The following is a 22298-nucleotide window of genomic DNA, read 5'->3' on the forward strand; positions in this document are numbered from 1 at the left end:
TGACAGCTTCTAACCACTGCCTCAGGAGACACCGCATGCTCAAGTTCTATTACAACGCAGCACCCAACCCCATGAAGATTGCGCTGCTGCTCGAAGAGCTGGGCTTGCCCTACGAGGCCATCCCCGTAGACACCCGCAAAGGGCAACAGTTCGACCCCGCCTTCAAGCAAGTCAACCCCAACAGCAAAGTGCCCGCCATCATGGATGGCGATGTGACGGTGTTCGACAGCAACGCGATTTTGTTGTTCCTGGCCGACCGCGAGCAACAGTTTGTGCCCCTGCAAGCGGGCAGCGTCGAGCGTGGGCAAATGCTGTCGTGGCTGATGTTCATTGCCTCGGGCATTGGCCCCTTTTCGGGCCAGTCGGTGCACTTTCGCCATGCCGCGCCCGAGCCCAAAGAATATGCCTTGAACCGCTACGACTTTGAGGCGCACCGCCATTGGGGCGTGATCAACGAACACCTGAGCAACCACCACTACATGCTGGGCGAGCACTACTCCATCGTTGACATGGCGTTTTGGGGCTGGGCACGCATGGTGCCTTATGTGTTGGGTCTGGAAAACCCATGGACGGTGTACCCACACATCAAGCGCTTGCTCGATGAGATCAACGCTCGCCCCGCCGCGCAGCGTGCTGAAGCGCTGAAAACCCGCAACACCTTCAAAGCCGAGTTGGACGATGAGGCCAAGCGTTTCATGTTCCCGCAAAACGAGCGCTTGAAAAAGTAATTGCCGCCGAGCGAGCTCACGGCCTTGCTGGTGCTGGCCACCTTGACCAGCTTCACCCCCGGGCCCAACACCACCTTGTCGACCGCACTGGCGGCCAACTTGGGGTTGCGCCATGCGCTGCGTTTTGTGTTGGCGGTGCCGGTGGGATGGGGCCTGCTGCTGTGCGTGTGCGCCGCAGGCGTGGGCAGCTTGGTGCTGGCTTGGCCTATGCTGCGCTTGGCAATACAAAGCGTGGGCGTGGGCTACTTGCTGTGGCTGGCCTTCAAACTGGCGCGCACACGGAGTTTGGTGGCTGCCGACGGCGCAGCATTGCGGGTGGGTTTTGCGCAAGGCGTGTTGTTGCAATTTTTGAACATCAAGGCCTGGATGCTGGCCTTGACCGTGGTGGCAGGCTGGATGGCCGGGCACGACGATGCGCTGCAACGCTTTGCCGTGATCTTGCCGTTGATGCTAGTCTTTGGTTTGGTCAGCAACCTGACCTACGCGCTGGTAGGCTCGCTGCTGCGTGACTGGCTGAGTGGGCCCCACCAAACGCACCAACGCTTGCGCCTATTCAACCGCTGCATGGCGGCTGTCTTGGTCGCTACAGCACTTTGGATGACCCAGCTCTGACACCCTACAACCTGGAGGAGACACCTTGACCCCAGAGACCGAAACACTGCTTGCGCTCTACCGCACCATGGTGCGCATTCGCGCATTTGAAAACGCCGCCGAGCAAGCCAGCCAAGGTGGCGTGAGCGCCTATGGCAAGTCAGCCGACGGCAGTGCCAAAGTGCGCGGCCCGCTGCACTTGTCCACCGGACAAGAGGCCGTGCCTGCGGGCGTGTGCGCCCATTTACGCGCCGACGACTACCTGACCTCTACCCACCGTGGCCATGGCCACACCTTGGCCAAAGGTGCCAACTTACAGCGCATGATGAACGAGTTGTTTGGCAAAGCCGACGGCACCAACGGCGGCAAGGGCGGCTCGATGCACATTGCCGATTTTTCGGTGGGCATGCTGGGTGCCAACGGCGTGGTGGCAGCCGGCCTGCCCATTGCCGTGGGTGCGGCCCATGCGCAAAAGCTGCAACAGCGCAGCGGCATCACCGTGTGTTTTTTTGGCGATGGCGCGATCAACCGGGGGCCTTTTTTAGAAGCGCTCAACTGGGCGCAGGTGTACCAACTGCCGGTGTTGTTTGTGTGTGAAGACAACCGCTGGAGCGCCACCACAGCGAGCGGCCCCATGACCGCTGGCGCTGGGGCATCTGCACGCGCCGCGAGCTTGGACATTCCTGCCGAAAAAGTGGATGGCAACGACGTGTTGGCCGTGCATGCCAGCGCCGCACAGCTGGTGGCGCAAGTACGTGGCGGCAGTGGCCCGCGCTTGCTGCATGCCCACACCTACCGTGTCAAAGGCCATGTGTCGGTGGACCTGGCCGCTTACCGCGACCCAGCTGAACTGCAAGCAGCCCTGCTGACCGACCCCATTGCACGCGCCCGTCAGCACTACCTGTCGCTGCCCGGCAGCGATGCACAGGTGCTCGACACCATCTCGCGCGAAGCTCAGGCCGAGGTCGACACTGCCGTGGCTGTGGCCCATGCTGCGGCTTGGCCCCTGGCCAGCGCGGCCTTCACCGATGTGCAAACCTTGGGAGACGGTCAATGGCTGTGATGACTTATGCAGAAGCCGCCGTGCTGGCCCTGCAACACGAGATGAGCGCTGACGCCAGCGTGGTGGTGCTGGGCGAAGACGTGGGACGCGGCGGTATTTTTGGCCAATACAAAGGTCTACAAGCCCAGTTTGGCGCGCAGCGTGTGATCGACACGCCCATCAGCGAAGCGGCTATTTTGGGCGCGGGCGTGGGCATGGCCTTGGCGGGTTTGCGCCCGGTGGTGGAAATGCGCGTGGTCGACTTTGCGCTGTGCGGCATGGACGAGATCGTCAACCAAGCCGCCAAAAACCGCTTCATGTTTGGCGGTCAAGGCCGGGTGCCGATGGTGGTGCGCATGCCGATTGGCATTTGGGATGCCTCGGCCGCCCAACACTCGCAGTCGCTGGAGAGCTGGTTTGCCCACCTGCCAGGCGTGGTGGTGGTTTGCCCCGCCACCCCGCAAGACAACTACAGCTTGCTGCGTGCCGCCTTGGCCAGTGGCGACCCGGTGGTTTATATGGAACACAAAACCCTGTGGGGTTTGAGTGGCGAGGTGGACCCCACGCACACCGCCACCCTGGGCCAAGCCCAGACCTTGCGTGCAGGCCAGCGCGTGACGCTGGTGAGCTGGAGCAAGCAGGTGCAAATTTGCGCCGAGGCCTGTGCGCAACTGGCGCAACAAGGCATTGAGGTCGAGCTGATCGACCTGCGCACCATCTGGCCTTGGGACCGCCACGCGGTGCTCAGTTCATGCGCACGCACCGGCCATTTGCTGGTGGTGCACGAGGCCGTGCAAGCCGCAGGGTTTGGCGCTGAGATTGCAGCCACTGCCGCCGAAGCCACCGGCTGCAAAGTCAAGCGCCTGGGTGCGCCGCGCATTCCAGTGGGCTACGCGCCGGTGCTGGAAGCCCAGTCGCGCATCAGCGCCGCACAGGTGATGGCCACTGTGCATGCCATGCTAAAGTGATTTTCAGATTGAACCGCTCTCCTCTCATGACACATCCCCACGACCCAGCGCACTTGCCCCTTGAAGTGCCGGACCCGTCTGCACAAGACGAAGTCACCGTCATCCCCCTAAGAATTGAAGACTGGCTCACCGTCATCGTGATGGGGCTGTTGGCCTTGATCACCTTTGGCAATGTGTTGGTGCGCTACTTCACCAACCAGTCGTTTGCTTGGACCGAGGAGTTCTCGGTGTTTCTGATGATCGTGCTGGCCTTGGTGGCGGGCTCGGCGTCGGTGGCGCGCAACCGCCAAATTCGCATCGAGTACTTTGCCGACAGTGGCTCGCCTGCACGCCAGCGCGCGCTGGCACGATTTGGCGCGCTGATGGTGTTTGTGTTGTTCGCCCTGATCGCGGTGCTCAGCACGCGCATGGTGTGGGACGACATCCGCTTTGGCGAAACCTCACCGGGAATTGGCGTGCCGCAGTGGTGGTACACCATCTGGCTGCCGATCATGTCGGTGGCCATTGCAGGCCGTGCCTTGGGTCTGTTCATCCGTCGGGGGCGTCGCGCATGATCCCCACCCTGCTGTTTACCGCCTTTGTGGTGATGATGCTGATGGGCGTGCCCATCGGCGCGGCCTTGGGTCTGGCGGGTGCCGCCTGCATTGCCTTGGCCAATGCCGATGCGCAATGGTTTGGCCTGTTGGCCGTGCCGCAAAACTTTTACGCGGGTCTGGGCAAGTACCCCTTGCTGGCGATTCCGATGTTTGTGTTGGTGGGCTCCATCTTTGACCGCTCGGGCGTGGCCTTGCGGCTGGTGAACTTTGCCGTGGCCATGGTGGGGCGGGGTCCCGGCATGTTGCCCTTGGTGGCAATTGTGGTGGCCATGTTCTTGGGCGGCATCTCGGGCTCTGGTCCGGCCAATGCAGCCGCGGTAGGCGCGGTGATGATTTCGGCCATGTCGCGGGCCGGTTACCCAGCGGCTTTTTCGGCCAGTGTGGTGGGGGCTGCGGCTGCCACCGACATCTTGATTCCGCCTTCGGTGGCCTTCATCGTGTATTCGGTGTTGGTGCCAGGGGCTTCGGTGCCTGCGCTGTTTGCCGCGGGCATGGTGCCGGGGGTGTTGGCCGGTTTGGCCTTGATCATCCCCACCGTGTGGATGGCGCGCAAACACAAGATGGGTGCGCTGGAGGCCAGCCTGCCACGCCCCCCGTTTTGGCAAAGCCTGCGCGAAGCCTCGTGGGGCTTGGCCGCACCGGTGCTGATTTTGGGTGGCATGCGTGCCGGTTGGTTCACCCCCACCGAAGCGGCTGTGGTGGCCGTGTTCTACGGCTTGTTTGTGGGCATGGTGATTCACCGCACCATTGCAGTTCGCGACCTGTTTGTCATCTTGCGCGAGTCGGGGGAGTTGTCGGCCATCATCTTGCTAGTGGTGTCGCTGGCGGGCATCTTTGCCTACTCGTTGTCCACACTGGGCGTGATCGACCCGATCACCCAAGCCATCGTTAACTCTGGGCTGGGCGAGTACGGTGTGTTGGCCTTGTTGATCTTGATGCTCATCACCGTGGGCATGTTCTTGGACGGCGTGTCGATCTTTTTGATTTTTGTGCCCTTGCTGTGGCCCATCGTGCAGTTCTACAAATGGGACCCGGTGTGGTTTGGCGTCATCCTCACACTCAAAGTGGCGCTGGGTCAGTTCACGCCCCCGTTGGCGGTGAACCTGATGGTGTCTTGCCGCATTGCGGGCGTGCGCATGGAGGAGACCGTGCGCTGGGTTGGCTGGATGCTGTTTTCGATGTTCTTGGTGATGGTGGCCGTCATCGCTTGGCCAGAGTTGGCCTTGTGGCTGCCGCGTTACATGGGCTACTGATTTTGCGACCGTTGATTTTTATAAGGAGACATTCATGAAACTTCGTCGAACTCTCGTGAGCGTGTTGGCTGCGGCCACCGCGCTGGCCGCCTTCTCGGTGGCCGCACCGGCACAAACCTACAAAGCTGAGTACCGCATGTCACTGGTGCTGGGCCCTCCCACCCCTTGGGGACAAGCGGGCAAGCTGTGGGCCGACATGGTGAAAGAGCGCACGCAGGGGCGCATCAACATCAAGCTCTACCCCGGTGTGTCGCTGATTCAAGGCGACCAAACGCGCGAGTTCAGCGCCCTGCGCCAAGGTGTGATCGACATGGCGGTGGGCTCGACCATCAACTGGTCTCCCCAGGTGAAAGAACTCAATTTGTTCTCGCTGCCCTTTTTGATGCCCGACTACGCTGCGCTGGACGCGCTGACGCAAGGCGAGGTGGGAAAGAAGATTTTTCAAACCCTCGACAAGTCTGGCGTGATGCCACTGGCCTGGGGTGAGAACGGCTACCGCGAAGTGACCAACTCCAAGCGCGTGATCAAGTCGCCCGAAGACCTCAAGGGCATGAAGATTCGTGTGGTGGGTTCGCCCATCTTCTCGGACATGTTCAGCGCCATGGGAGCCAATCCCACGCAAATGAGCTGGGCCGATGCGCAACCCGCCCTCTCAAGCGGCGCGGTGGATGGTCAAGAAAACCCCTTGTTCTTATTCACGGTGCTCAAGATGCACACCGTGGGTCAAAAATTCGTCACCACTTGGGGCTACATGGCCGATCCGCTGATCTTTGTGGTGAACAAAGAGATTTGGAACTCATGGACCGCGGCTGACCAAGCCATCGTGCGCCAAGCCGCCATCGATGCCGGTCATCAAGAAATTGCCATGGCCCGCAAAGGCTTGATCGAAGCCGACAAACCGGTGCTCAAAGACATTGCTGCCATGGGCGTGACTGTGACCCAACTCACTCCTGCCGAACGCGACGCGTTTGTGAAAGTCACTCGCCCCGTGTACGAGAAGTGGAAAAAGACCGTCGGCGTCGAGCTGGTGGACATGGCTGAAAAAGCCATTGCTGCTCGCAAGAAATAAGCGGCGCAGAGTCAGCACATCTGAATTTCTGGAGCAAAGGGGCAAACACAGCATCTTCATCGAATCTTGATTCATGTTAGTTTGATCAAGATCACGCAAGGTGCTGTTTATTCACTCTATAGTTCACCAACTCATTTCCAAGGAGCAACGCATGAAGCTTTTAGTCGCGATCGATGGTTCAAAAAATTCGCTGTCTGGCGCCAAGTACGCCGCCACATTGGCTGCGTCACTCAAGGGCAAAAGTCACATCACGATCATTTCTGTGCATGACGACACGGCTTTGAAACATTTCAAAAAATACGTGCCCAAAGACGCGGTCAGCGACTACCTGCGCGGGCTGAGCGAGAAAGACATTGGCAGCGCACAAAAGCTGTTCGACAAAATGGGCGTGGCCCACGACATGGTGATTCGCTATGGTCACCCTGCCGATCAAATCAAGGCCGAGTCCGAATCGGGCAAGTTCGACATGATCGTGATGGGCTCCAAAGGCCGCTCATCCATCAAAGACTTGGTGGTGGGCTCGGTGGCTCACAAGGTACTGGCTGTGGCCAAAGTGCCGGTGCTACTGGTCAAGTGAGCTGAGGAAACTCTCCAGCAACTGATGGAAGGTGTCCGGGGCTTCCACCTCGGGCAAATGCCCAATGCCGACCAACTCAACCAATCGCCCATGCGGCAATTGGGGCAAGAGAAGGTCGGCATTGTCTTGTCTGGGGTTGGTGCGGTCTTCGCTGCCCTGCACCAGCAACACGGGCATGGTGAGAGCGGCGGCGAAATCAGGCGTGTAAAAGTCGCTCAATCTGAATGACACCGCCCGCAACAAGCCCGCCGCTTGCGTGCCGCGCGTGACGGCCACCAACATGGCCCGCAACGCGGGCGAGGCGTGAGGCCCCACCAGGTTGTCCACCCCCGCATCACCGTATTGGTAGCTACCCAAGCGTATGCGTCGGGCCCGTGCCTCAAAGGCTTCGCGCCGTTGTGCACTGAGCTGCTTTTGGCCCACGCCTGTGCCGGTCAAAATCAAACGCTCAACGCGTTGTGGATGGCGCATGGCAAAGGCCTGCGCCACCACCGAACCAAACGAGTTGCCGCACAACACCATGTCATGGATGTCCAATGCCTGGGTAAAGTCCGCCACGGCCTGTGCGTAGTCGGCATCGCTGGGGTGCTCGGTCTTCAAGTTGTCGCTCATCCAGTAGCCGGGTGCGTTCCAGGCCACCACGCGAAAGCGATGGCTCAGTGACGCAAATTGAAAGCGAAAGTAGGTGGCATTGCTGCCAATGCCATGTAAAAACAACACACACGGCGCATCCGCAGGTCCAGCTTCGATGTAAGAGAAGCGGTCGCCCAAGTAGCGTGCTTGGGACTCTTGCGGGATACGTGCAAATCGCACTTCAGGCAGAGAAGGAAAGGCCATGGGGTGTGTCATGATCGGGGCCGATTTGAGTTCTGTGGGTGCTTGGACGTTGGGCCGCATCCTAACCTTTGGTATTTGGATACACACATGAAACATTGGATGGCGGTTTTGTTCGCGGCGCTCTGTGTGGCCGCAGGTTCAGCAAGCGCGCAAGAGTGGCCCACACGCCCCGTCAAACTCATCGTGCCCTACCCCGCAGGCGGCGGCGTGGATGTGATGGCACGGGCCCTGGCCCAACGCTTGCAAGACAAATGGCAGCAGCCCATCACCATCGACAACCGCCCCGGCGCCAACACCTTGATTGGCACGGAAGCGGTGGCCAGGTCCACGGACAACCACACCTTGCTGTTCACCACCGATGCCACCTTCACCATCAACCCACATCTCTACAGCAAGCTGCCCTACGACGCTGACAAAGACTTTGCGCCTGTGACGCAACTGGTGGCGTTCAGCCAAATGCTGGTGGCCAACGCCAGCCTGCCTGCCAACAACCTCAAAGAATTGCTGGCCATGGCCAAAGCCAAGCCCGGGTCTTTGTCGTACGCGTCGTATGGGCCGGGTAGCCAACCGCAGCTGGCCACCGAGATGCTCAAACAAAAAGCGGGCGTGTTCATCGTGCACATTCCTTACCGCGGCATTCCGCAGGCGGTGACCGCTGTGGTCAGTGGCGAAGTGCCGCTCACGTGGTCGGGCATTGTGTCGGCACGCCCCCACATGGCCAGCAAGCGCATCAAGCCCTTGGCTTATGGCGGTAAAACCCGTGCAGCGGCCTACCCCGATGTGCCCACCATGACCGAGTTGGGTTTTCCAGAAGTGGATGCCAATGTCTGGGTGGGCGTGTTTGCACCAGCCAGCTTTGCGCCTGCCCTGGTCAATCGCATGCACCGCGATATCTTGGCGGTGATCAGCGAGCCCGACTTTCGCAGCAAAGAGATCGAAGGCAAGTCGTACGACTTTGTGGGTTTGGGACCGGACGAGTTTCGTCGCCACATCCGCAGCGAAAGTGCTTCCCGCAGAACCACCATCAAAGCATCAGGAGCAGTGATCGAATGAAAACAACCATCTGGCGAGACTTGACGCAAGACCAACTCGACTGGGCCTATGACCAGACCCAACATGCCCCCAACATGGTGGAGGTGATGGCACGTTGTGCCGCGCGCAGCGCCGAAGCGCGTGCGTACGTGCATGCACAAGGCACGCAGGTGCAGCACATGGCCTACGGCCCCACCCCCATAGAAGCGTTGGATTGGTACCCCAGCCCAAACGCCAACGCGCCGCTGGTTTTTTTCATCCATGGCGGCGCGTGGCGACGTGGTCAGGCGCAGGACTATGCGATGGCCGTGGCATGGCTGCTCAAGCGTGGAGCACATGTGGTGATTCCAGACTTTGCAGCCGTCACCGACGTCGAAGGTCGCTTGATGACCCTGGCCGAACAATTGCAGCGCGCCCTGGCTTTCACGGCTCAGCACGCAGCGGCGATGGGGGCAGACCCAGAACGCATTTACGTGGTGGGCCATTCGTCAGGCGCACACCTGGCCGCCTGCTTGGCCACACACAACTGGGCACAAGAGGGCTTGGCCCACACCCCCATCCATGGTTTGTTGTGCTGCAGTGGCATGTACGACCTGGAGCCGGTGCGCCTGTCGGCACGCAGCCAGTACGTGGCGTTCACAGACGAGAACGTCTACGCATTGAGCCCGCAGAGGCACTTACGCAAATTCACCATGCCCGTGATGTTGCTGTGTGGCGACAAAGAGTCACCTGAGTTCAAGCGCCAGGCGCGTGACTTTGCCAAAGACCTGTCTGGGCAAGAGGTTGAACTGACCTTCCGATGGGGCACGGGTTTGAACCATTTTGAAATTTTGGAAACCTTTGCCCAAGCCGATGGCCTGATGGCGCAGGCTTTGCAAGAGCTGATGCAGGGCTGAGCCCACTGCGCCAGATCGGCCCCACACACCTAGGAGTCACGGATGCCATCTGCCGATCCATTTCGCCGCCAACTGTTGTCTTGCGCCCTGCTCTGTGGCGCTGGTTTGTCTGCCCCCGCCACACTGTGGGCGCAAGCGCCACGCTACCCGTCACGTCCGGTGCGCTTGATCGTGCCCAATGCGCCGGGCAGCTCGGTCGACACCATGGGTCGCCTGGTGGGTCAACAGCTCACCCCGCTGTTGGGACAAGCCATGGTGGTGGACAACAAGGCCGGTGCCGCAGGCGCTGTGGGCATGGATGCAGGCAAGTTCGCCACCCCCGATGGCTACACCTTGATCGTGGCGTCAAGCAGCTCGACCACCGTGGCCCCGCTGCTGCAAAAAGCGGTCAACTACGACCCGCTGAAAGACTTCGAGCTGATCTCGCTCATCGCCTTGTTACCCAATGTGCTGGTGTGTCGCACCTCCCTGCCCGTCAACAAGCTGTCGGAGTTTGTGGCCTATGCCAAGGCACAGGGCGGCAGGTTCAACATGGCCTCAGCCGGGCCGGGCTCGGTAAGCCATTTGGCAGGTGTGGCCTTGAGTGCAGCGGCGGGTTTTGAAGCCTTGCATGTGCCCTACAAAGGCGGCAGCCAATCGGTGGGATCGGTGGTGAGTGGCGAGACCGACTGGACGCTCACCCCCGCACCCGCCGCCATGGCCCTGGTCAAAGGCGGCCGCTTGAAAGCCCTGGGCCACAGCATGCCCAAAGGCACGCAGCCGCTGGGCACGGTGCCGTCGATTGCCGAGACCTTGCCTGGTTTTGAGTTTGCGAGCTGGATTGGGCTGATGGCCCCCAAAGGCCTGCCCGCCGAAGTGATCGATCTGCTGCGCCGTCAACTGGCGCAAGCCTTGCAAAGCAAAGAGCTGCGCGACGCGTTTGCCCTGAACGGCGCTGTGCCAATCAGCACCACAGGCGAGGCTTTCCGCGAGTTTTTGACGCGTGACATTGAACAAACCCGCAAGGCGGTTCGCCTGGCGGGTGTGCAGGCGGAGTAAGCACAGTCAAGGCGCTCGGTCTGAATTACATTGGGGCGGTGGTTGATCTTGACCATGCATTGACACAGAGAGCCCTATGAAAAAATTCACTGCATCGATTCTTGCGTTTGTGACGCTGGCTGCTGGCTATCTCCCCGCTGCCTCTGCAGCCGAGTACATGGAAAAAACACCATTCCAGTTGTCGCGTGCCTTCTCACCGGGCGTCATCACCGAAGGCGGCAAAACGGTCTGGGTGGCCGGTCAAACCGCGACCCGCGACAACGACGGGAAAGACATTTCCAACAACTTTGAAGCGCAAACCAAACAAGTGGTGTCGCAGATCGACCAAGTGATGCGCAAAGCTGGTGGCAGCTTGGCCAACATCGTGAGCATGACGGTGTTCATCAAAGAGTCACGCTATGGCGACCGCTTTGTGGAAATGCGCAAAGACTTTTTTCAAAACGGCAACTACCCCGGCAGTGCCCTGATCACCGTGACCAACTTCGCACGCCCAGGCATTGAAATTGAAATTCAAGCCGTGGGCGTGATTGGCGACCGTTGCTCGACCGAGAACCCTTGCTCGGCCGAAGGCATGGCCAAGAAGAAGTAAGCGCTCTGAGTCAGGGCCCTGCGTGAGGGCCTTTGAACAGCCTTACTCGGGTAAGAGGCCAATCTCTTTGGCCACTTCGGCCCAGCGCTCATGCTCACGGTTCAAGAAGGCTTCGGCCTTGTCGGCTCCGCCCAAAGGCTCGGCAATCGGGCCCATGGTGAGCATGCGTTGCGCAAACTCGGGCTCTGCCAACAATTTGTTGACTTCGACGTTGAGCTTTTGAATCACCGCCGTTGGGGTGCCGGTCGGTGCCATCAAGGCAAACCAACCCACCATTTCAAAGTTGGGCAGCAGCTCCGACAACGCAGGCACTTGTTCCCAACCTGCCACACGCTTGCCCGCTGTGACGGCCAGCAAACGCAAGCGGCCTTGGCGCACCAGTTGCGCGGTCGAGGCCAAGTCGGCCACCACGGCTTCAGCATGTCCACCCAACACGTCTTGCACCGCCACGCTGACCGAGGCGTAAGACACCAAGTTGGCTTCCATCTTGGTACGCGCATTGATGAGGCGCGCAATGATGCCGCCAAAGGTGCGTGGGCCCTCGTTGGCCAGCGACAGCTTGCCCGGTGTGGCCTTGGCACGGGCAATCAGGTCTTGGATCGAGGCAATGGGTGATTCGGCCCTCACCAACACCGCAAACGGGCTCTTGGCCACAAAGGCGACCGGCACAAAGTCTTTCTGTGGGTCGTACGGCATGGTCTTGAACAGGTGCTTGTTGGTCACCAACGCGGCGGTGGTGGCGAAGTACAAGGTGTAGCCATCAGCAGGCGAACGCGCTGCGGCTTGCGCACCGATGATGTTTTGGCCACCGGGTTTGTTGTCGATCACCCAAGGTTGACCCAAGGGCTTGCTGATGCGGTCACCCAGCAAGCGCGCCACGTTGTCGGGGCCCGAGCCTGGGGGCTGCGACAGCACCACTTTGATGGGTTTGTCGGGCCATGCAGCGCTTTGCGCCCACAAGGTGGTGGTGCTCAAACCTGCGGCCGTGGCCAGGGCGGTGTGCAGAAAGTGACGACGTGTCATAGGGTCTCCGGTTGTATTTATGAAAAGTAAGCGCGCAACGTTTGTTGCTGTGCGGTGAGCTCTGCCACGTTGTGGGCCGTGGCAAACACATAGTGATCGGGGCGCACCCAAGCGGCTTGGCAGCCGTTGGCTTGGAACCATGCAGCCAGCACACCATCGCACTCAGGCGCGTCCGCTGTGCCCAAGCGCACAACTTTGAGTTGCAACGCGGCAGGGGCTGCGGCCAGTGCGGCCTCAAAACCCGCATCGGCACCGGCAGCCACAAACACGCGCCAGCCTGTACCCAGCACGGTGTCCATGCGCTGCTTGCGCGCGCCCTGCTGCCACCAGGCTTGGGGAAACAGCGTGCCAGCCGCCGCAGTGCCGGGCACCAAGCAGCCATGGGCCAGGGCGGGTTGCACGTTTTGTCGCGGCATGGGTTGGACCACGCCCCCACACTCGGCCAACAACTGGGCATCGCGCGCGCGGGCTTTGGCCACATCGCGCTGGCCCACCAATTGCCCAATGCCTTTGATGCGCCGGGTCAGCTCGGTCACGTGGGCTTTGCGCTCTTCGCCGTAGGTGTCGAGCAAGCTGGCGTGGGCGCGACCACTCAACACCTCGGCCAGCTTCCAGCTCAAGTTGGCGGCATCGCGCACACCTTGGCACATGCCTTGGCCCAGGAACGGCGGCTGCTGATGCGCAGCATCGCCGGCGAGGAACACGCGACCTTGGCGCCAGTCTTTGGCCACCAAGGCATGGAATCGGTAACTGGCTTGGCGCCACAGCGTGGCGTCTGCGGGCGTGAGCCAACGCGCCAGCAAAGGCCAGGTGCCTTCAGGCGTGGCCAAGTGTTGTGGGTCTTCGCCGGGATTGATCGAAATCTCCCAACGGCGGTGGTTCTTAGGCCCAATCACCAGGGTGCAAGGACGTTCTGGCTCGCAGTACTGCACGCTGGTTTGAGGCAGCTTTTTCAGCCCTTGTTCGTTGACCAGCACGTCCACCACCAACCAGGGTTCGTCAAAGCCCAAGTCTTCCAACGTCAAGCCCACTTGCCCGCGGACAAAGCTCGACGCACCGTCGCAGCCGATGACGTAGCGCGCTTGCACCTGGCTGCTGTGGCCCTGCGCATCCATCAGGGTCAGTGTGGCGCCCTCGCTGTCTTGCGTGACAGCGGTGACGGTGTGGCCCAGCGACACGGTGACGTTGGGCAAGCTGCGCACATGGGCGCGCAAGGCCGCTTCCACCGGGGGCTGGCTGAACACCAACGAGGGCGTGTAAGCCAATGGGAAAGGCTCGGCGACGGTGGACATGCATTTGATGAGCTGGCCGTCGACCCCAAAGAACTCAGAGTTGGTGAAGGGTTCGGTGAAGGGCTCAATTTTTTCAACCAAGGAAAGTTCTTGGAACACACGCATGATCTCGTGGTCCAGGGCAATGGCACGGGGCTTGTCGTACACATCCTCTGACTTGTCACAGACCCACACCTTCAGGCCTCGGCCGCCCAACAAACCCGCAGCCACGGCCCCGGTAGGACCAAAGCCCACGATGGCCACATCAAACATCTCGTTACTCATCTTCAGCGACTCATCTTCAAACGGTTTCAAACAACACGGCGCGCTGGGCTTCTTTGAGCTTGGCGCTGGGAGGTTGGGAAATGCCCCACTGGTCGACACGGCCCTCGGGCCACTTCCAGTCAGAGGGTTGGCCGGCCTTGTAGCTGTCGTCGATTTGCTGCACATCGGCGGTGTATTCGATCACCAGATCGAACGGGCCCACAAAGTAGTTGAAGGCGTTGTTGCCAGGGCCGTGGCGGCCTGGGCCCCACTCGATGCCGTAACCCGCATCGCGCATGCGACCACCGCCGCGCATGACCGATTCCAGGTCGGGCATGAGGAACGCGATGTGGTTCAAGGCATCGTTGTCGGTGTCACCCAGCGCGATGCTGTGGTGGTCGTTGTTGCAGCGCATGAAGGCCATGATCTTGGTGCGGTCTGACAACGAGAAGTCCAGCACGCGGGCCAGAAATTTTTGACTGGCTTCAACGTCGTGGCTGTTGAGCACCACATGGGCCAAGCGCATGGGCTGGTCCGCTTCTACGGTGGGGCTGGAACGCAGGGTGTCGCCCGTCACCAACTCAAAAACGCGTCCATGGGGGTCGGCGATGGTCAGCGAGGTGCCCCCCGCTGGGTCAGCACTGGGTGCCGCAGGTTTGACCACACGCCCCCCGTGTTGCACGGCCAGAGCGGCAGCTTCGTGCAGCGCGCTCTCGCTGCGGGCACGCAAGGTCACGTGTTTGATCTGTGCGTGTTCACCGCCTTGATGCAGCGCCAGCAAATGGTGGTCTTGGCCCGTGCCGCGCAAGTACACAACGCCCGGTGCACGATCGGCCACAAAAAGATGCCAGGTACGACAGAAAAAATCTTCGGCTTGCTGCAAGTTGGGCACATTCAGTGCCGCACTGCGCAAGGCGCTGATGCGAGAGGAAGCATGGGTCATGAAATTTACTTTCCGTATGAATTCAAAGCCAGAAAACGCTGGGCGTTGCCGGCCACCAGTTGCTGCACCACCGCGTCGTCGAAGCCCGCATTGTGGATGCGTTGCACGGGCGTGTGGTCGTGGAAGTTGAAAGGATAGTCGGTGCCAATCATCAATTGGCTCGCGCCATAGATGTGCACCAAGTGCCGCAGCGTGGGCGCGTCAAACACCAGGGTGTCAAAGTACAGCGATTTGACCTGCTGGCTGGGCGACACCCCGACCGCCTCACGCACCGCCGGGAACACCGACATCGACTGCTCCAAGCGCGGCAACAGCATGGGCAAAGTGCCGCCGCCGTGGCTGAAAGCGATGCGTAATTTGGGACGGCGCAGCATGAGCTGGCTGGTCAGCACCGAAGCCGCGGCCAAGCCCACGTCAGACGGATAGGCCAAGATTTGTTGCAGGGGTGCGGGGCCCACCAAACGGTCCATGCCCGTGGGGCGCACAGCATGGACAAACACTGCCAAGTCCAGTGCCTCACAGGCTTCAAAGAAGGGGTCGAGTTGCGGGTCACCCACCACCACACCGTTGATGTTGCTGCCGATCTCCACGCCAGACAGCCCCAGCGTGTGCTTGATGTAGTGCAGCTCTTTGAGCGCCATGTCCATGTGCTGCAAAGGCACCGCGCCCAAGCCCAGCAGTTGCCCCGACGACTCGGCCACCATGAGGGCGATGTGTTCGTTCAGGTAACGAATCAGTTGTTGTGCGGCCACGGGCTCCAGCCAGTAGGACAGCAACTCGGGCATGGGAGACACAGCTTGCTGGGCCAAGCCCATCTCGGTGAAGTCGGCCAAGCGCTTGGAGGTGGTCCAGCATTTGTCAGACACCGTGCGGTAGTTCTTGCCGTCGATCATGACGTGGCGGTGGCAGTTCTCGCCCAGCGCCATGGACGGCCAGCCTTTGGGCACCACATCGCCCAAGTAGCGGGGGAATTCGGCGGGGATGACATGCGCATGCACGTCAACACCGCAGCATGTGCCGTGGCACGCAGAAACAGGGGGCATGTGAAGGTCTCGGTTTTTTTTATTCAGGCGTTTTGATTTTCGCCACCTCGGCGACCGCGGCCCAGCGGGCCAGGTCTTGCACCACCAACTTGCCCAGCTCGGCCGAGGTGCTGCCTGTGGGTGTGACTTGCATGGTGGCCATTTGGCTGGCCACCTCGGGCAACTTCAAGATGCGGTTGATCTCGGCTTCGAGTTTTTTCACCACCGGCTCGGGCGTGCCCGCAGGCGCGAACAAGCCGGTCCAGAACCGAAAGCCCACCTCGGGCAGCCCCAACTCGGCCATGGTGGGCACTTGCGGCAGCGCGGCCAAACGGGTGGGTGACGTGACCGCCAGCGCACGCAACTGGCCTGCGGCAATGGCCGGTGTGGCGGGCCCGGTGTCGACCATCGACATGAGCAAGTCGCCTGCGATCAAGCCGGTGATGGTCTCGCTCATGCTCTTGTACTGAATGAACTCGCCCGGTGTGCCCGTTTTGAGGCGGAACAACTCAGACGCGAACTGAAACGCCGGGCCTGAGCCGCCGTAGTTGGACTTGGCTGGGTTGGCTTTCATGAACGCCACCAGCTCGGGCACGGTCTGGATGTTTTGTTTGGCACTGACCACCAGCACCAAAGGAAAGGTGGCGACCAACGACACGGGGGTGAAGTCTTTGGTGGGTGAGTAACGCAGCTTGGGCGTCATCACCGGGGTGAACACCATGTTGCCAATCGGCCCCATCAGCAAGCTGTAGCCGTCGGGCGGCGCTTTGGCCACAAAGTCGGTGGCGATGATGCCGCCAGCGCCCACCTTGTTTTCCACCAGCACCGGCTGGCCCAGGTTGGTGGACAGCCGCTGCCCCACCAAGCGCGCCAAGGTGTCCATGCCCCCGCCCGCGCCCTGCCCCACGACAATGCGGATGGGTTTATTGGGAAAGTCTTGTGCCAAGACAGCCCCATGGGGCAAGGCCCAGGATGTGAGTGCCAGGCAGGCAGCTAATACGCGTGATCGCATGGGGGTGTCTCCTTCTTCAGACCCACTATTTTTGGGGCGATTGTGGACGAAGACAGACGGACGCTTTGTCGCACGTGTGCTGCGGCGCCTGCTGGTGTAACGCCCTTGCGAGTTACCCGCCTCGCTTGTCGTTTGCGGCTTGGGCGGTTTCAATCAAGGCTCGATCGCGGGCCAGTTCAACTTGGAGTTCAGCCTCAGTGGGCAACCAAGGCTGATAGCGACTGGCAAATATCTTCTCGCTATCTGCCAACAACGAGTAACGCGCCACAGCTTCGTTGCGCTCGGAACACAAGATCAGGCCAATGGTGGGGTTGTCACCCTGTTGCCGAATTTGCTCATCAAACACCCGCACATACATATCAAGTTGGCCCACGTCTTGATGACTGAGTTTTCGGCCTTGACGCTTTCCTGATCTTGGCTGGACAGCAAGCGCTGGTAGTACAAGGTGCTGATCTGGCGATCCAGTGCAGCCACGCTCCAAGTTTGGGCAACCGCTTCACGGGCGTACCACTGGCGAGCGGCGGGGTCGGAGATGCGCATGAGGACACGAAAATGCGTCCAGCTCAAATCGCTACTTGTCGAGTAGCGAATTTCATCTTCGGTGAAGGTCTGATAGAACTGCCGAAAATTTCGCAAGTTGGGTACTGAAAACCCTTTGCCAAATTCAATTTGCAAGCGTTTTGCCAGTCTTTGCAGAGTCTTGGCCCCATACACAGCCCTCTCTTGCCCACCTTGCTCGTGTTGCACGATCAACTGGCCGATCTGCCAATAGGCCTGGACCATCACTTGATTGACACTGCGTTGGGCTCGCTGACGCGCTTGCTGCAACACGTGCTGAATCTGCGCGTAGAGCGCTGCTTCGGGTAAGGCCAATGCGATGGTGGTGTCTTTCTCTGAAGGTTTTTTCTTTTGCAAAGCGTCCTCGCACTTCTCAACTCGAATAACACTTAAATACCAAACCCTATGATGTGATGTAGCGCTCTTTATGGTGTGAGTTGGAGTCACGTTGAACACACCGTTGCACCGCAACGTGGTTGAAAATTGCCCGCATCCACACTTGCTGTTACCCCTTGTCTACTTTGCCCCCCATGCCCCACGCCGCACGCCCTCCTCTGGTCATTGACTTTCACGTGCACATGTTGGAGCACGAGGTGTTTGAGGCCTCCACCAACCGCACGGTGTTCACCGGCTTTGGGGCCACGCCCGCCAAAGCGCCGCGCCCGGGCGCACAGGCCTTGATGGGCAAGATGTTTGACCCACAAGCGATCTTGCAAGACATGGACGCACGCGGCATCGACCGCTCGGTGGTCAGTGCCAGCACGGTGCTGCAAGGCACCTCGTGGGCCGATGCCGCCACCGACTTGAAGCTGTGCCAGCGCTGCAACGACCAAGCCGCGCGCTGGGTGGCGCTGTACCCCGAGCGCTTCATTGGCAGCATGGTGTTGCCACTGCAAGACCCACAACTGGCGATGCAAGAGCTAGAGCGCGCCAGCAGCCAGTTGGGCTTGCAGGTGGTCAACATGTCGTCGAGCTACCAAGGCGTGTACATGGGCGACCCGCTGTACCACCCGTTTTGGGCCTTGCTGGACGCCCACCAGTTGACCGCGTGGATTCACCCCGAAGGTGTGAGCGACCCGTGGTTTCAGCGCTATGCGCTGTGGAACTCGCTGGGCCAATCGATCGAAGAAACCAAGTGCATGGCCTCGCTGATTTACGAAGGGGTGATGACGCGCCACCCCCACCTCAAGGTGGTGATGGCCCACGGCGGCGGCTACTTTGCCCACTACATGGGCCGCTTAGACCGCAACACCGCCAACCGTCCGGACACCGTCCGTCACATGGACGGGCAAAGCCCAAGCGCGTTTTTGCGCCGCTTTTACTACGACACCTGCGTCTACGACCCGCAGGTGTTGCAGGTGCTGATCGAGCGCGTGGGGGTAGACCGCTTGGTCATGGGCAGCGACTACCCCGTGGGCGAAGCCGATCCGGTGGCCTGGCTGCAAGAGGCTGGCTTACAGGGCGACGATTTGGCGGCCGTCGCCGGTGGCAACGCCGCCAAGCTGCTTCAGCGCAGCACGTAAACCGCCGCAGCCAGCAGCAAAGCACCGGCCACCCAGACCCACACGGGCACGGTGGTGGGTGCAGACGCAGCCTGTGCTGCCACGGCGCTGGCCTCATCGGATGCGTTGCCTTGAGCGTCAGCAGAAGCTGCGTCGTCTTTCAACACCTGTTCAAAGCGGCTGAAGAAATCTTCGGTCAGCGACTTGGCCGCGCCATCGATCAGGCGCTGGCCCATTTGCGCCAGCTTGCCGCCGATGCGCGAATGCACGGTGTAGTGCAGCTCGCAGCCTGCCTCCAAGGGTTTGAGTTCTACCTTGCAATCGCCTTTGCCAAAACCGGCCACGCCGCCTTGGGCGTCGAACTGCAAGGCGTAGCTGTGCGGTGGCACGATGTCGTTGAGTTGAACCGAGCCCGAGAACTTGGCAGACACCGGGCCAATCTTGATCGCCACGCCCACGGTGTAGCGGTTGTCGCCCGAGGCTTCGAATTTGTCACACCCAGGGATGCAGCGTTTGAGCACCTCGGGGTTGTTGAGCGCGTCCCAGGCTTGTTGTTGCGTCACCGCCAGGGTGCGGCTTCCTTGCATGTCCATCTCATTCTCCGTTCACAGTTCAGTGTTGCACCACCTGGGCCACAGCGTGCGCCAGGTCTTCAAGGCTGTTGAGGTTGTGGATGGGCAACACGCCATCGACGCAACGGTTCAACACCTCGGGGCCACGCGCTGAGGGCGTGTAGCCCGCAAAGCGCAGCAGAGGATTCAACCACAAGACGCGCCGCGTGCGCCGCTTGAGCTGGCGCAGGGCCACTTCCAGCACCTCGGGCTCGCCGGTGTCCAAGCCGTCGCTGATGAGCAGCACCACAGTACGCCGACCCACCAGCTGGCGTGCGTGCTGTGTCAGCAGCCCATGCAGGGCGTCGCCCAGGCGGGTGCCCGAGCCATAGTCGGTGACGGTGCGGTTGACCGTCTCCAACATGGTGTCGGTGTCGGGCTGGCGAAAAGCGGCGCTCAAGTCGGTCAACTGGGTGCCAAAGGCAAACACCGAACGTGGCACCTTGCGCGTGGCCTGGTGCAAGAACGCCAGCAGCCAGCGTGCATACACCGCCATCGAGCCCGACACGTCCACCAAGATGAGCAATGGCAAAGCTTGTTGGCGGCGTTGCAAATGTGGCAAGCGCACCAGCTCGCCGTCGTGGCGTGCCGCCCATTGCATGGCGCGGGCCCAGTCGAGTCGCGTGCCTTGCGCGCTGGCGGCCACACGTCGGCCACGCAGCTGCGGCAGGTCCAGGGGCACGTCGCGCAACAAGCGCTGCATGTGGCGCACGTCTTGGGCGCTGAGGCTTCTGAAATCGGCCTGGCGCAAGCGCGCGTAGGCACTGGCGCGCAGCGCCAAGGGGTCGTCGTCTGGCGTGTCCGCCGTGTCGTGCAGGGGCTGCGCCACGGCAGGTGTGGCCAAGGCCTCTTGCGCACGGCGCTGGGCGGCGGAGGGTTCGGGCTGATCGCGCGCGGGCGATGCCTCTTCAGGCGCCAACGAGAGCGCCGACGCATCACCAGGCGCACGAAAAAACGCATCAAACACCGCGTCAAACACCGCGCGGTCTTGGGGCCGTGACACCAGCACGGCTTCGAGGGCAAAGCGCAGGTCTTCTTTGCGGGTCACCCCCACCTGCACCGCCGCTTGCGCGGCCAAAGCCACGCGGGCGCTGTCGATGGGCACACCGGCGCGCTGCAACGCCCGTGCAAACGCGGCCAGGTTCTCGAGCGCCAACATGTGGGTCTGGGGGATGATCAGCCGTGGGACGTGGGGCTGAGGAGTTGTGCCAACAGGTCGTTGAGGGCCGCCACGTCTTCGCGCTGCTTGAACAGCAAGCCGGCGGTGTCTTGCACCCGCTGAGCATCCAAGGCGGTGGTGTGCAAAGCGACCAGGGCCTTGGCCCATTCCACGCTCTCGGCAATGCCCGGCACGCGCGCAAAGTGCGCGGCCAGGGCCTGGCTGCGCAGCTGGGCCACAAAGTCGCTCACCTGCTGGGTCAGTTGCTGGCTGGCTTGCGGCACCTGGGCCCGCAAAATCGCCAACTCGCGCTCGCGCTCGGGGTAGTCCATCCAGTGGTACAAGCAGCGGCGCTTGACCGCGTCGTTGAGCTCACGGGTGCGGTTGCTGGTCAGCAAGGTGATGGGCGGCAGCTGTGCGGTGACCGTGCCTAACTCGGGAATGCTGATTTGGTACTCGCCCAAATACTCCAGCAAAAACGCTTCAAAGGGCTCGTCGGCGCGGTCTACTTCGTCGATCAGCAGCACCGCCCCAGGGGCTGGGGTTTGCAAGGCTTGCAACAGCGGGCGGTGAATCAGGTAGCGCTCTTGGTAAATCTCGCGCTCCAGCTGCTCCGGCGTGGCACTGTCGTGCGCGGCGCGCATGTGCAAGAGCTGGGCAGCGTGGTTCCACTCGTACAGGGTTTCGCGCTGTTCGATGCCGTCGTAACACTGCAAGCGAATCAGCGGACGCGCCAACACTTTGGACAAGGCCTTGGCCAGCTCGGTTTTGCCCACCCCGGGCTCGCCTTCGAGCAACAAGGGGCGCTGCAAGCTGAGCGCCAAAAACACCGTGGTGGCCAAGCGCCGATCGGCCCAGTAGCCATGGGCGGCCAGGGCCTCGGTCAGTGCGTCAATGCTGGCAAGTGCTGCCGCTGCGCTCATGCCAGGGCCAGGCGCACCGCACGTTGGGTTTGCACCGTGATCAAGTGGGCACGGTAGTCGGCGCTGGCGTGCAAGTCACCGTTGAGGTCGGAAGCGTCGATGGCCACTTGCGCCACCGCCTCGGGCGTGAAGCTTTGGCTCAACGCAGCTTCCAGGCCGGCATGGCGGAACACACCGTTGCCTGCGCCGGTGATGGCCACACGCACACCGGCTTGGGTTTGCGCCACAAACACGCCCACCAACGCAAAGCGCGAGGCCGATTGTTTGAACTTGGCATAGGCGGCGCGCTGCGCCAGGGGGAAGCGAATGGCGGTGATCAACTCGCCCGGCTCCAAGGCCGTGCTGTAGAGGCCTTGGAAAAAGTCTTCTGCGGCGATGCTGCGCTGGTTGGTGACCACGGTGGCACCCAAGGCCAGCAGCGCGCTGGGGTAGCAAGCCGCAGGGTCGTTGTTGGCGACCGAGCCCCCCAAGGTGCCCATGGCGCGAATTTGCTTGTCGCCAATGCCGTTGGCCAGTGACGCCAAGCCGGGCAAGTGCTGACGCACCAAGGCGTTGTTGGCCACGTCTTGGTGACGCGTCATGGCGCCGATGACCAAGTGGTCGCCGTCTTGGCACACGCCTTGGAGCTCGGGCAATGCGCCCAAGTCGACCAACTGTTCAGGCGCGAGCAAGCGCTGTTTCATGGACGCCAGCAGCGTCTGGCCGCCGGCCAGTGCTTGACCGCCAGCTTGCAGATGGCTCACGGCTTGCGCCAGGGTGGTGGGACGTTCGTAGGTGAATGCGTACACGTGGGG

25 protein-coding genes are annotated in these 22298 nt (G+C 61.3%); 13 read left to right on the forward strand and 12 right to left on the reverse strand.

Annotation, left to right across the window (positions count from 1 at the left end):
• The first annotated feature begins 35 nt into the window (after positions 1–35).
• From B9Z39_RS09935 to B9Z39_RS09970, 8 genes are all read left to right on the forward strand, one after another.
• Entirely contained in the window at positions 36–728 is a 693-nt protein-coding gene (locus B9Z39_RS09935; protein ID WP_108301604.1) for a glutathione S-transferase family protein, read from the forward strand.
• Positions 729–1340, forward strand: a complete 612-nt coding sequence (locus tag B9Z39_RS09940; RefSeq protein ID WP_100144356.1) for a LysE family translocator — start codon at positions 729–731, stop codon at positions 1338–1340.
• A gap of 67 nt (positions 1341–1407) precedes the next feature.
• Positions 1408–2382: a thiamine pyrophosphate-dependent dehydrogenase E1 component subunit alpha gene (locus tag B9Z39_RS09945; RefSeq protein WP_100145072.1), complete on the forward strand. Its 975-nt coding sequence runs from the start codon at positions 1408–1410 to the stop codon at positions 2380–2382.
• Complete coding sequence (locus B9Z39_RS09950; protein WP_100144354.1) at positions 2373–3329, forward strand: alpha-ketoacid dehydrogenase subunit beta; 957 nt, start codon at positions 2373–2375, stop codon at positions 3327–3329. Before B9Z39_RS09945 ends, B9Z39_RS09950 begins: the two co-directional genes overlap by 10 nt.
• Before the next feature lie 26 nt (positions 3330–3355).
• Complete coding sequence (locus B9Z39_RS09955; RefSeq protein ID WP_108301605.1) at positions 3356–3883, forward strand: TRAP transporter small permease; 528 nt, start codon at positions 3356–3358, stop codon at positions 3881–3883.
• Complete coding sequence (locus B9Z39_RS09960; protein ID WP_100144350.1) at positions 3880–5178, forward strand: TRAP transporter large permease; 1299 nt, start codon at positions 3880–3882, stop codon at positions 5176–5178. The genes B9Z39_RS09955 and B9Z39_RS09960 overlap by 4 nt, the downstream gene beginning before the upstream one ends.
• A 34-nt stretch (positions 5179–5212) precedes the next feature.
• The gene (locus B9Z39_RS09965) at positions 5213–6247 is read left to right on the forward strand and encodes a DctP family TRAP transporter solute-binding subunit (RefSeq protein WP_100144348.1); all 1035 of its coding nucleotides are present in this window, start codon (positions 5213–5215) and stop codon (positions 6245–6247) included.
• 151 nt (positions 6248–6398) lie between these two features.
• Positions 6399–6824: a universal stress protein gene (locus B9Z39_RS09970; RefSeq protein WP_100144346.1), complete on the forward strand. Its 426-nt coding sequence runs from the start codon at positions 6399–6401 to the stop codon at positions 6822–6824.
• On the opposite strand, the gene B9Z39_RS09975 is transcribed toward B9Z39_RS09970, so the two are convergent.
• Complete coding sequence (locus tag B9Z39_RS09975) at positions 6810–7661, reverse strand: alpha/beta fold hydrolase (RefSeq protein WP_158269484.1); 852 nt, start codon at positions 7659–7661, stop codon at positions 6810–6812. The two genes, B9Z39_RS09970 and B9Z39_RS09975, sit on opposite strands and share 15 nt — an antisense overlap.
• A gap of 87 nt (positions 7662–7748) precedes the next feature.
• Between B9Z39_RS09975 and B9Z39_RS09980 the strand changes: the two genes are divergently transcribed.
• The 4 genes from B9Z39_RS09980 to B9Z39_RS09995 all read left to right on the forward strand — a co-directional run bounded on the left by B9Z39_RS09980 (position 7749) and on the right by B9Z39_RS09995 (position 11216).
• Positions 7749–8714 carry a tripartite tricarboxylate transporter substrate binding protein gene (locus B9Z39_RS09980; RefSeq protein ID WP_108301607.1) on the forward strand — a complete coding sequence of 322 codons (966 nt, stop codon included), beginning with the start codon at positions 7749–7751 and terminating at the stop codon, positions 8712–8714.
• Positions 8711–9589: an alpha/beta hydrolase gene (locus tag B9Z39_RS09985; RefSeq protein WP_100144342.1), complete on the forward strand. Its 879-nt coding sequence runs from the start codon at positions 8711–8713 to the stop codon at positions 9587–9589. The genes B9Z39_RS09980 and B9Z39_RS09985 overlap by 4 nt, the downstream gene beginning before the upstream one ends.
• A gap of 42 nt (positions 9590–9631) precedes the next feature.
• Complete coding sequence (locus tag B9Z39_RS09990) at positions 9632–10627, forward strand: tripartite tricarboxylate transporter substrate binding protein (protein ID WP_108301608.1); 996 nt, start codon at positions 9632–9634, stop codon at positions 10625–10627.
• Positions 10628–10703: 76 nt separating this feature from the next.
• Positions 10704–11216, forward strand: coding sequence for a RidA family protein (locus B9Z39_RS09995; RefSeq protein WP_233202459.1), 513 nt, complete (start codon positions 10704–10706; stop codon positions 11214–11216).
• Between the two features lie 42 nt (positions 11217–11258).
• On the opposite strand, the gene B9Z39_RS10000 is transcribed toward B9Z39_RS09995, so the two are convergent.
• The 7 genes from B9Z39_RS10000 to B9Z39_RS17165 form a co-directional block, all read right to left on the reverse strand.
• Positions 11259–12239 carry a tripartite tricarboxylate transporter substrate binding protein gene (locus tag B9Z39_RS10000; RefSeq protein ID WP_158269485.1) on the reverse strand — a complete coding sequence of 327 codons (981 nt, stop codon included), beginning with the start codon at positions 12237–12239 and terminating at the stop codon, positions 11259–11261.
• 17 nt (positions 12240–12256) lie between these two features.
• Positions 12257–13795 (reverse strand): bifunctional 3-(3-hydroxy-phenyl)propionate/3-hydroxycinnamic acid hydroxylase, encoded by a 1539-nt coding sequence (locus B9Z39_RS10005; RefSeq protein ID WP_233248973.1) that lies wholly within the window; start codon positions 13793–13795, stop codon positions 12257–12259.
• A 16-nt stretch (positions 13796–13811) separates the two neighbouring features.
• Positions 13812–14717, reverse strand: a complete 906-nt coding sequence (locus tag B9Z39_RS10010; RefSeq protein WP_108301611.1) for a VOC family protein — start codon at positions 14715–14717, stop codon at positions 13812–13814.
• Positions 14718–14722: 5 nt separating this feature from the next.
• The gene (locus tag B9Z39_RS10015; protein WP_108301612.1) at positions 14723–15760 is read right to left on the reverse strand and encodes an amidohydrolase family protein; all 1038 of its coding nucleotides are present in this window, start codon (positions 15758–15760) and stop codon (positions 14723–14725) included.
• 19 nt (positions 15761–15779) lie between these two features.
• Positions 15780–16751 (reverse strand): tripartite tricarboxylate transporter substrate binding protein, encoded by a 972-nt coding sequence (locus B9Z39_RS10020; RefSeq protein WP_108301613.1) that lies wholly within the window; start codon positions 16749–16751, stop codon positions 15780–15782.
• Positions 16752–16863: 112 nt separating this feature from the next.
• On the reverse strand, positions 16864–17109 hold the full coding sequence (locus tag B9Z39_RS17160; RefSeq protein WP_233202487.1) for a PDDEXK nuclease domain-containing protein: 246 nt from the start codon (positions 17107–17109) through the stop codon (positions 16864–16866).
• Positions 17046–17765 (reverse strand): DUF1016 N-terminal domain-containing protein, encoded by a 720-nt coding sequence (locus B9Z39_RS17165; protein ID WP_233248974.1) that lies wholly within the window; start codon positions 17763–17765, stop codon positions 17046–17048. Before B9Z39_RS17165 ends, B9Z39_RS17160 begins: the two co-directional genes overlap by 64 nt.
• A gap of 56 nt (positions 17766–17821) precedes the next feature.
• Here B9Z39_RS17165 and B9Z39_RS10030 point away from each other — a divergent pair, with 56 nt between their 5' ends.
• Complete coding sequence (locus tag B9Z39_RS10030) at positions 17822–18832, forward strand: amidohydrolase family protein (protein WP_158269486.1); 1011 nt, start codon at positions 17822–17824, stop codon at positions 18830–18832.
• Here B9Z39_RS10030 and B9Z39_RS10035 read toward each other — a convergent pair.
• Genes B9Z39_RS10035 through B9Z39_RS10050 form a run of 4 tightly spaced genes read right to left on the reverse strand, consistent with a single transcriptional unit; the run spans position 18817 to position 22292 of the window.
• Positions 18817–19404 carry a CoxG family protein gene (locus tag B9Z39_RS10035; RefSeq protein ID WP_100144324.1) on the reverse strand — a complete coding sequence of 196 codons (588 nt, stop codon included), beginning with the start codon at positions 19402–19404 and terminating at the stop codon, positions 18817–18819. The two genes, B9Z39_RS10030 and B9Z39_RS10035, sit on opposite strands and share 16 nt — an antisense overlap.
• Positions 19405–19423: 19 nt before the next feature.
• Positions 19424–20581 (reverse strand): VWA domain-containing protein, encoded by a 1158-nt coding sequence (locus B9Z39_RS10040; RefSeq protein ID WP_108301615.1) that lies wholly within the window; start codon positions 20579–20581, stop codon positions 19424–19426.
• 17 nt (positions 20582–20598) lie between these two features.
• The gene (locus tag B9Z39_RS10045) at positions 20599–21504 is read right to left on the reverse strand and encodes a MoxR family ATPase (protein ID WP_108301616.1); all 906 of its coding nucleotides are present in this window, start codon (positions 21502–21504) and stop codon (positions 20599–20601) included.
• Positions 21501–22292, reverse strand: a complete 792-nt coding sequence (locus tag B9Z39_RS10050) for a xanthine dehydrogenase family protein subunit M (protein ID WP_108301617.1) — start codon at positions 22290–22292, stop codon at positions 21501–21503. Before B9Z39_RS10050 ends, B9Z39_RS10045 begins: the two co-directional genes overlap by 4 nt.
• Positions 22293–22298 lie beyond the last annotated feature (6 nt).

This window comes from Limnohabitans sp. JirII-29 (assembly GCF_003063395.1).
Classification (GTDB): domain Bacteria; phylum Pseudomonadota; class Gammaproteobacteria; order Burkholderiales; family Burkholderiaceae_C; genus Limnohabitans.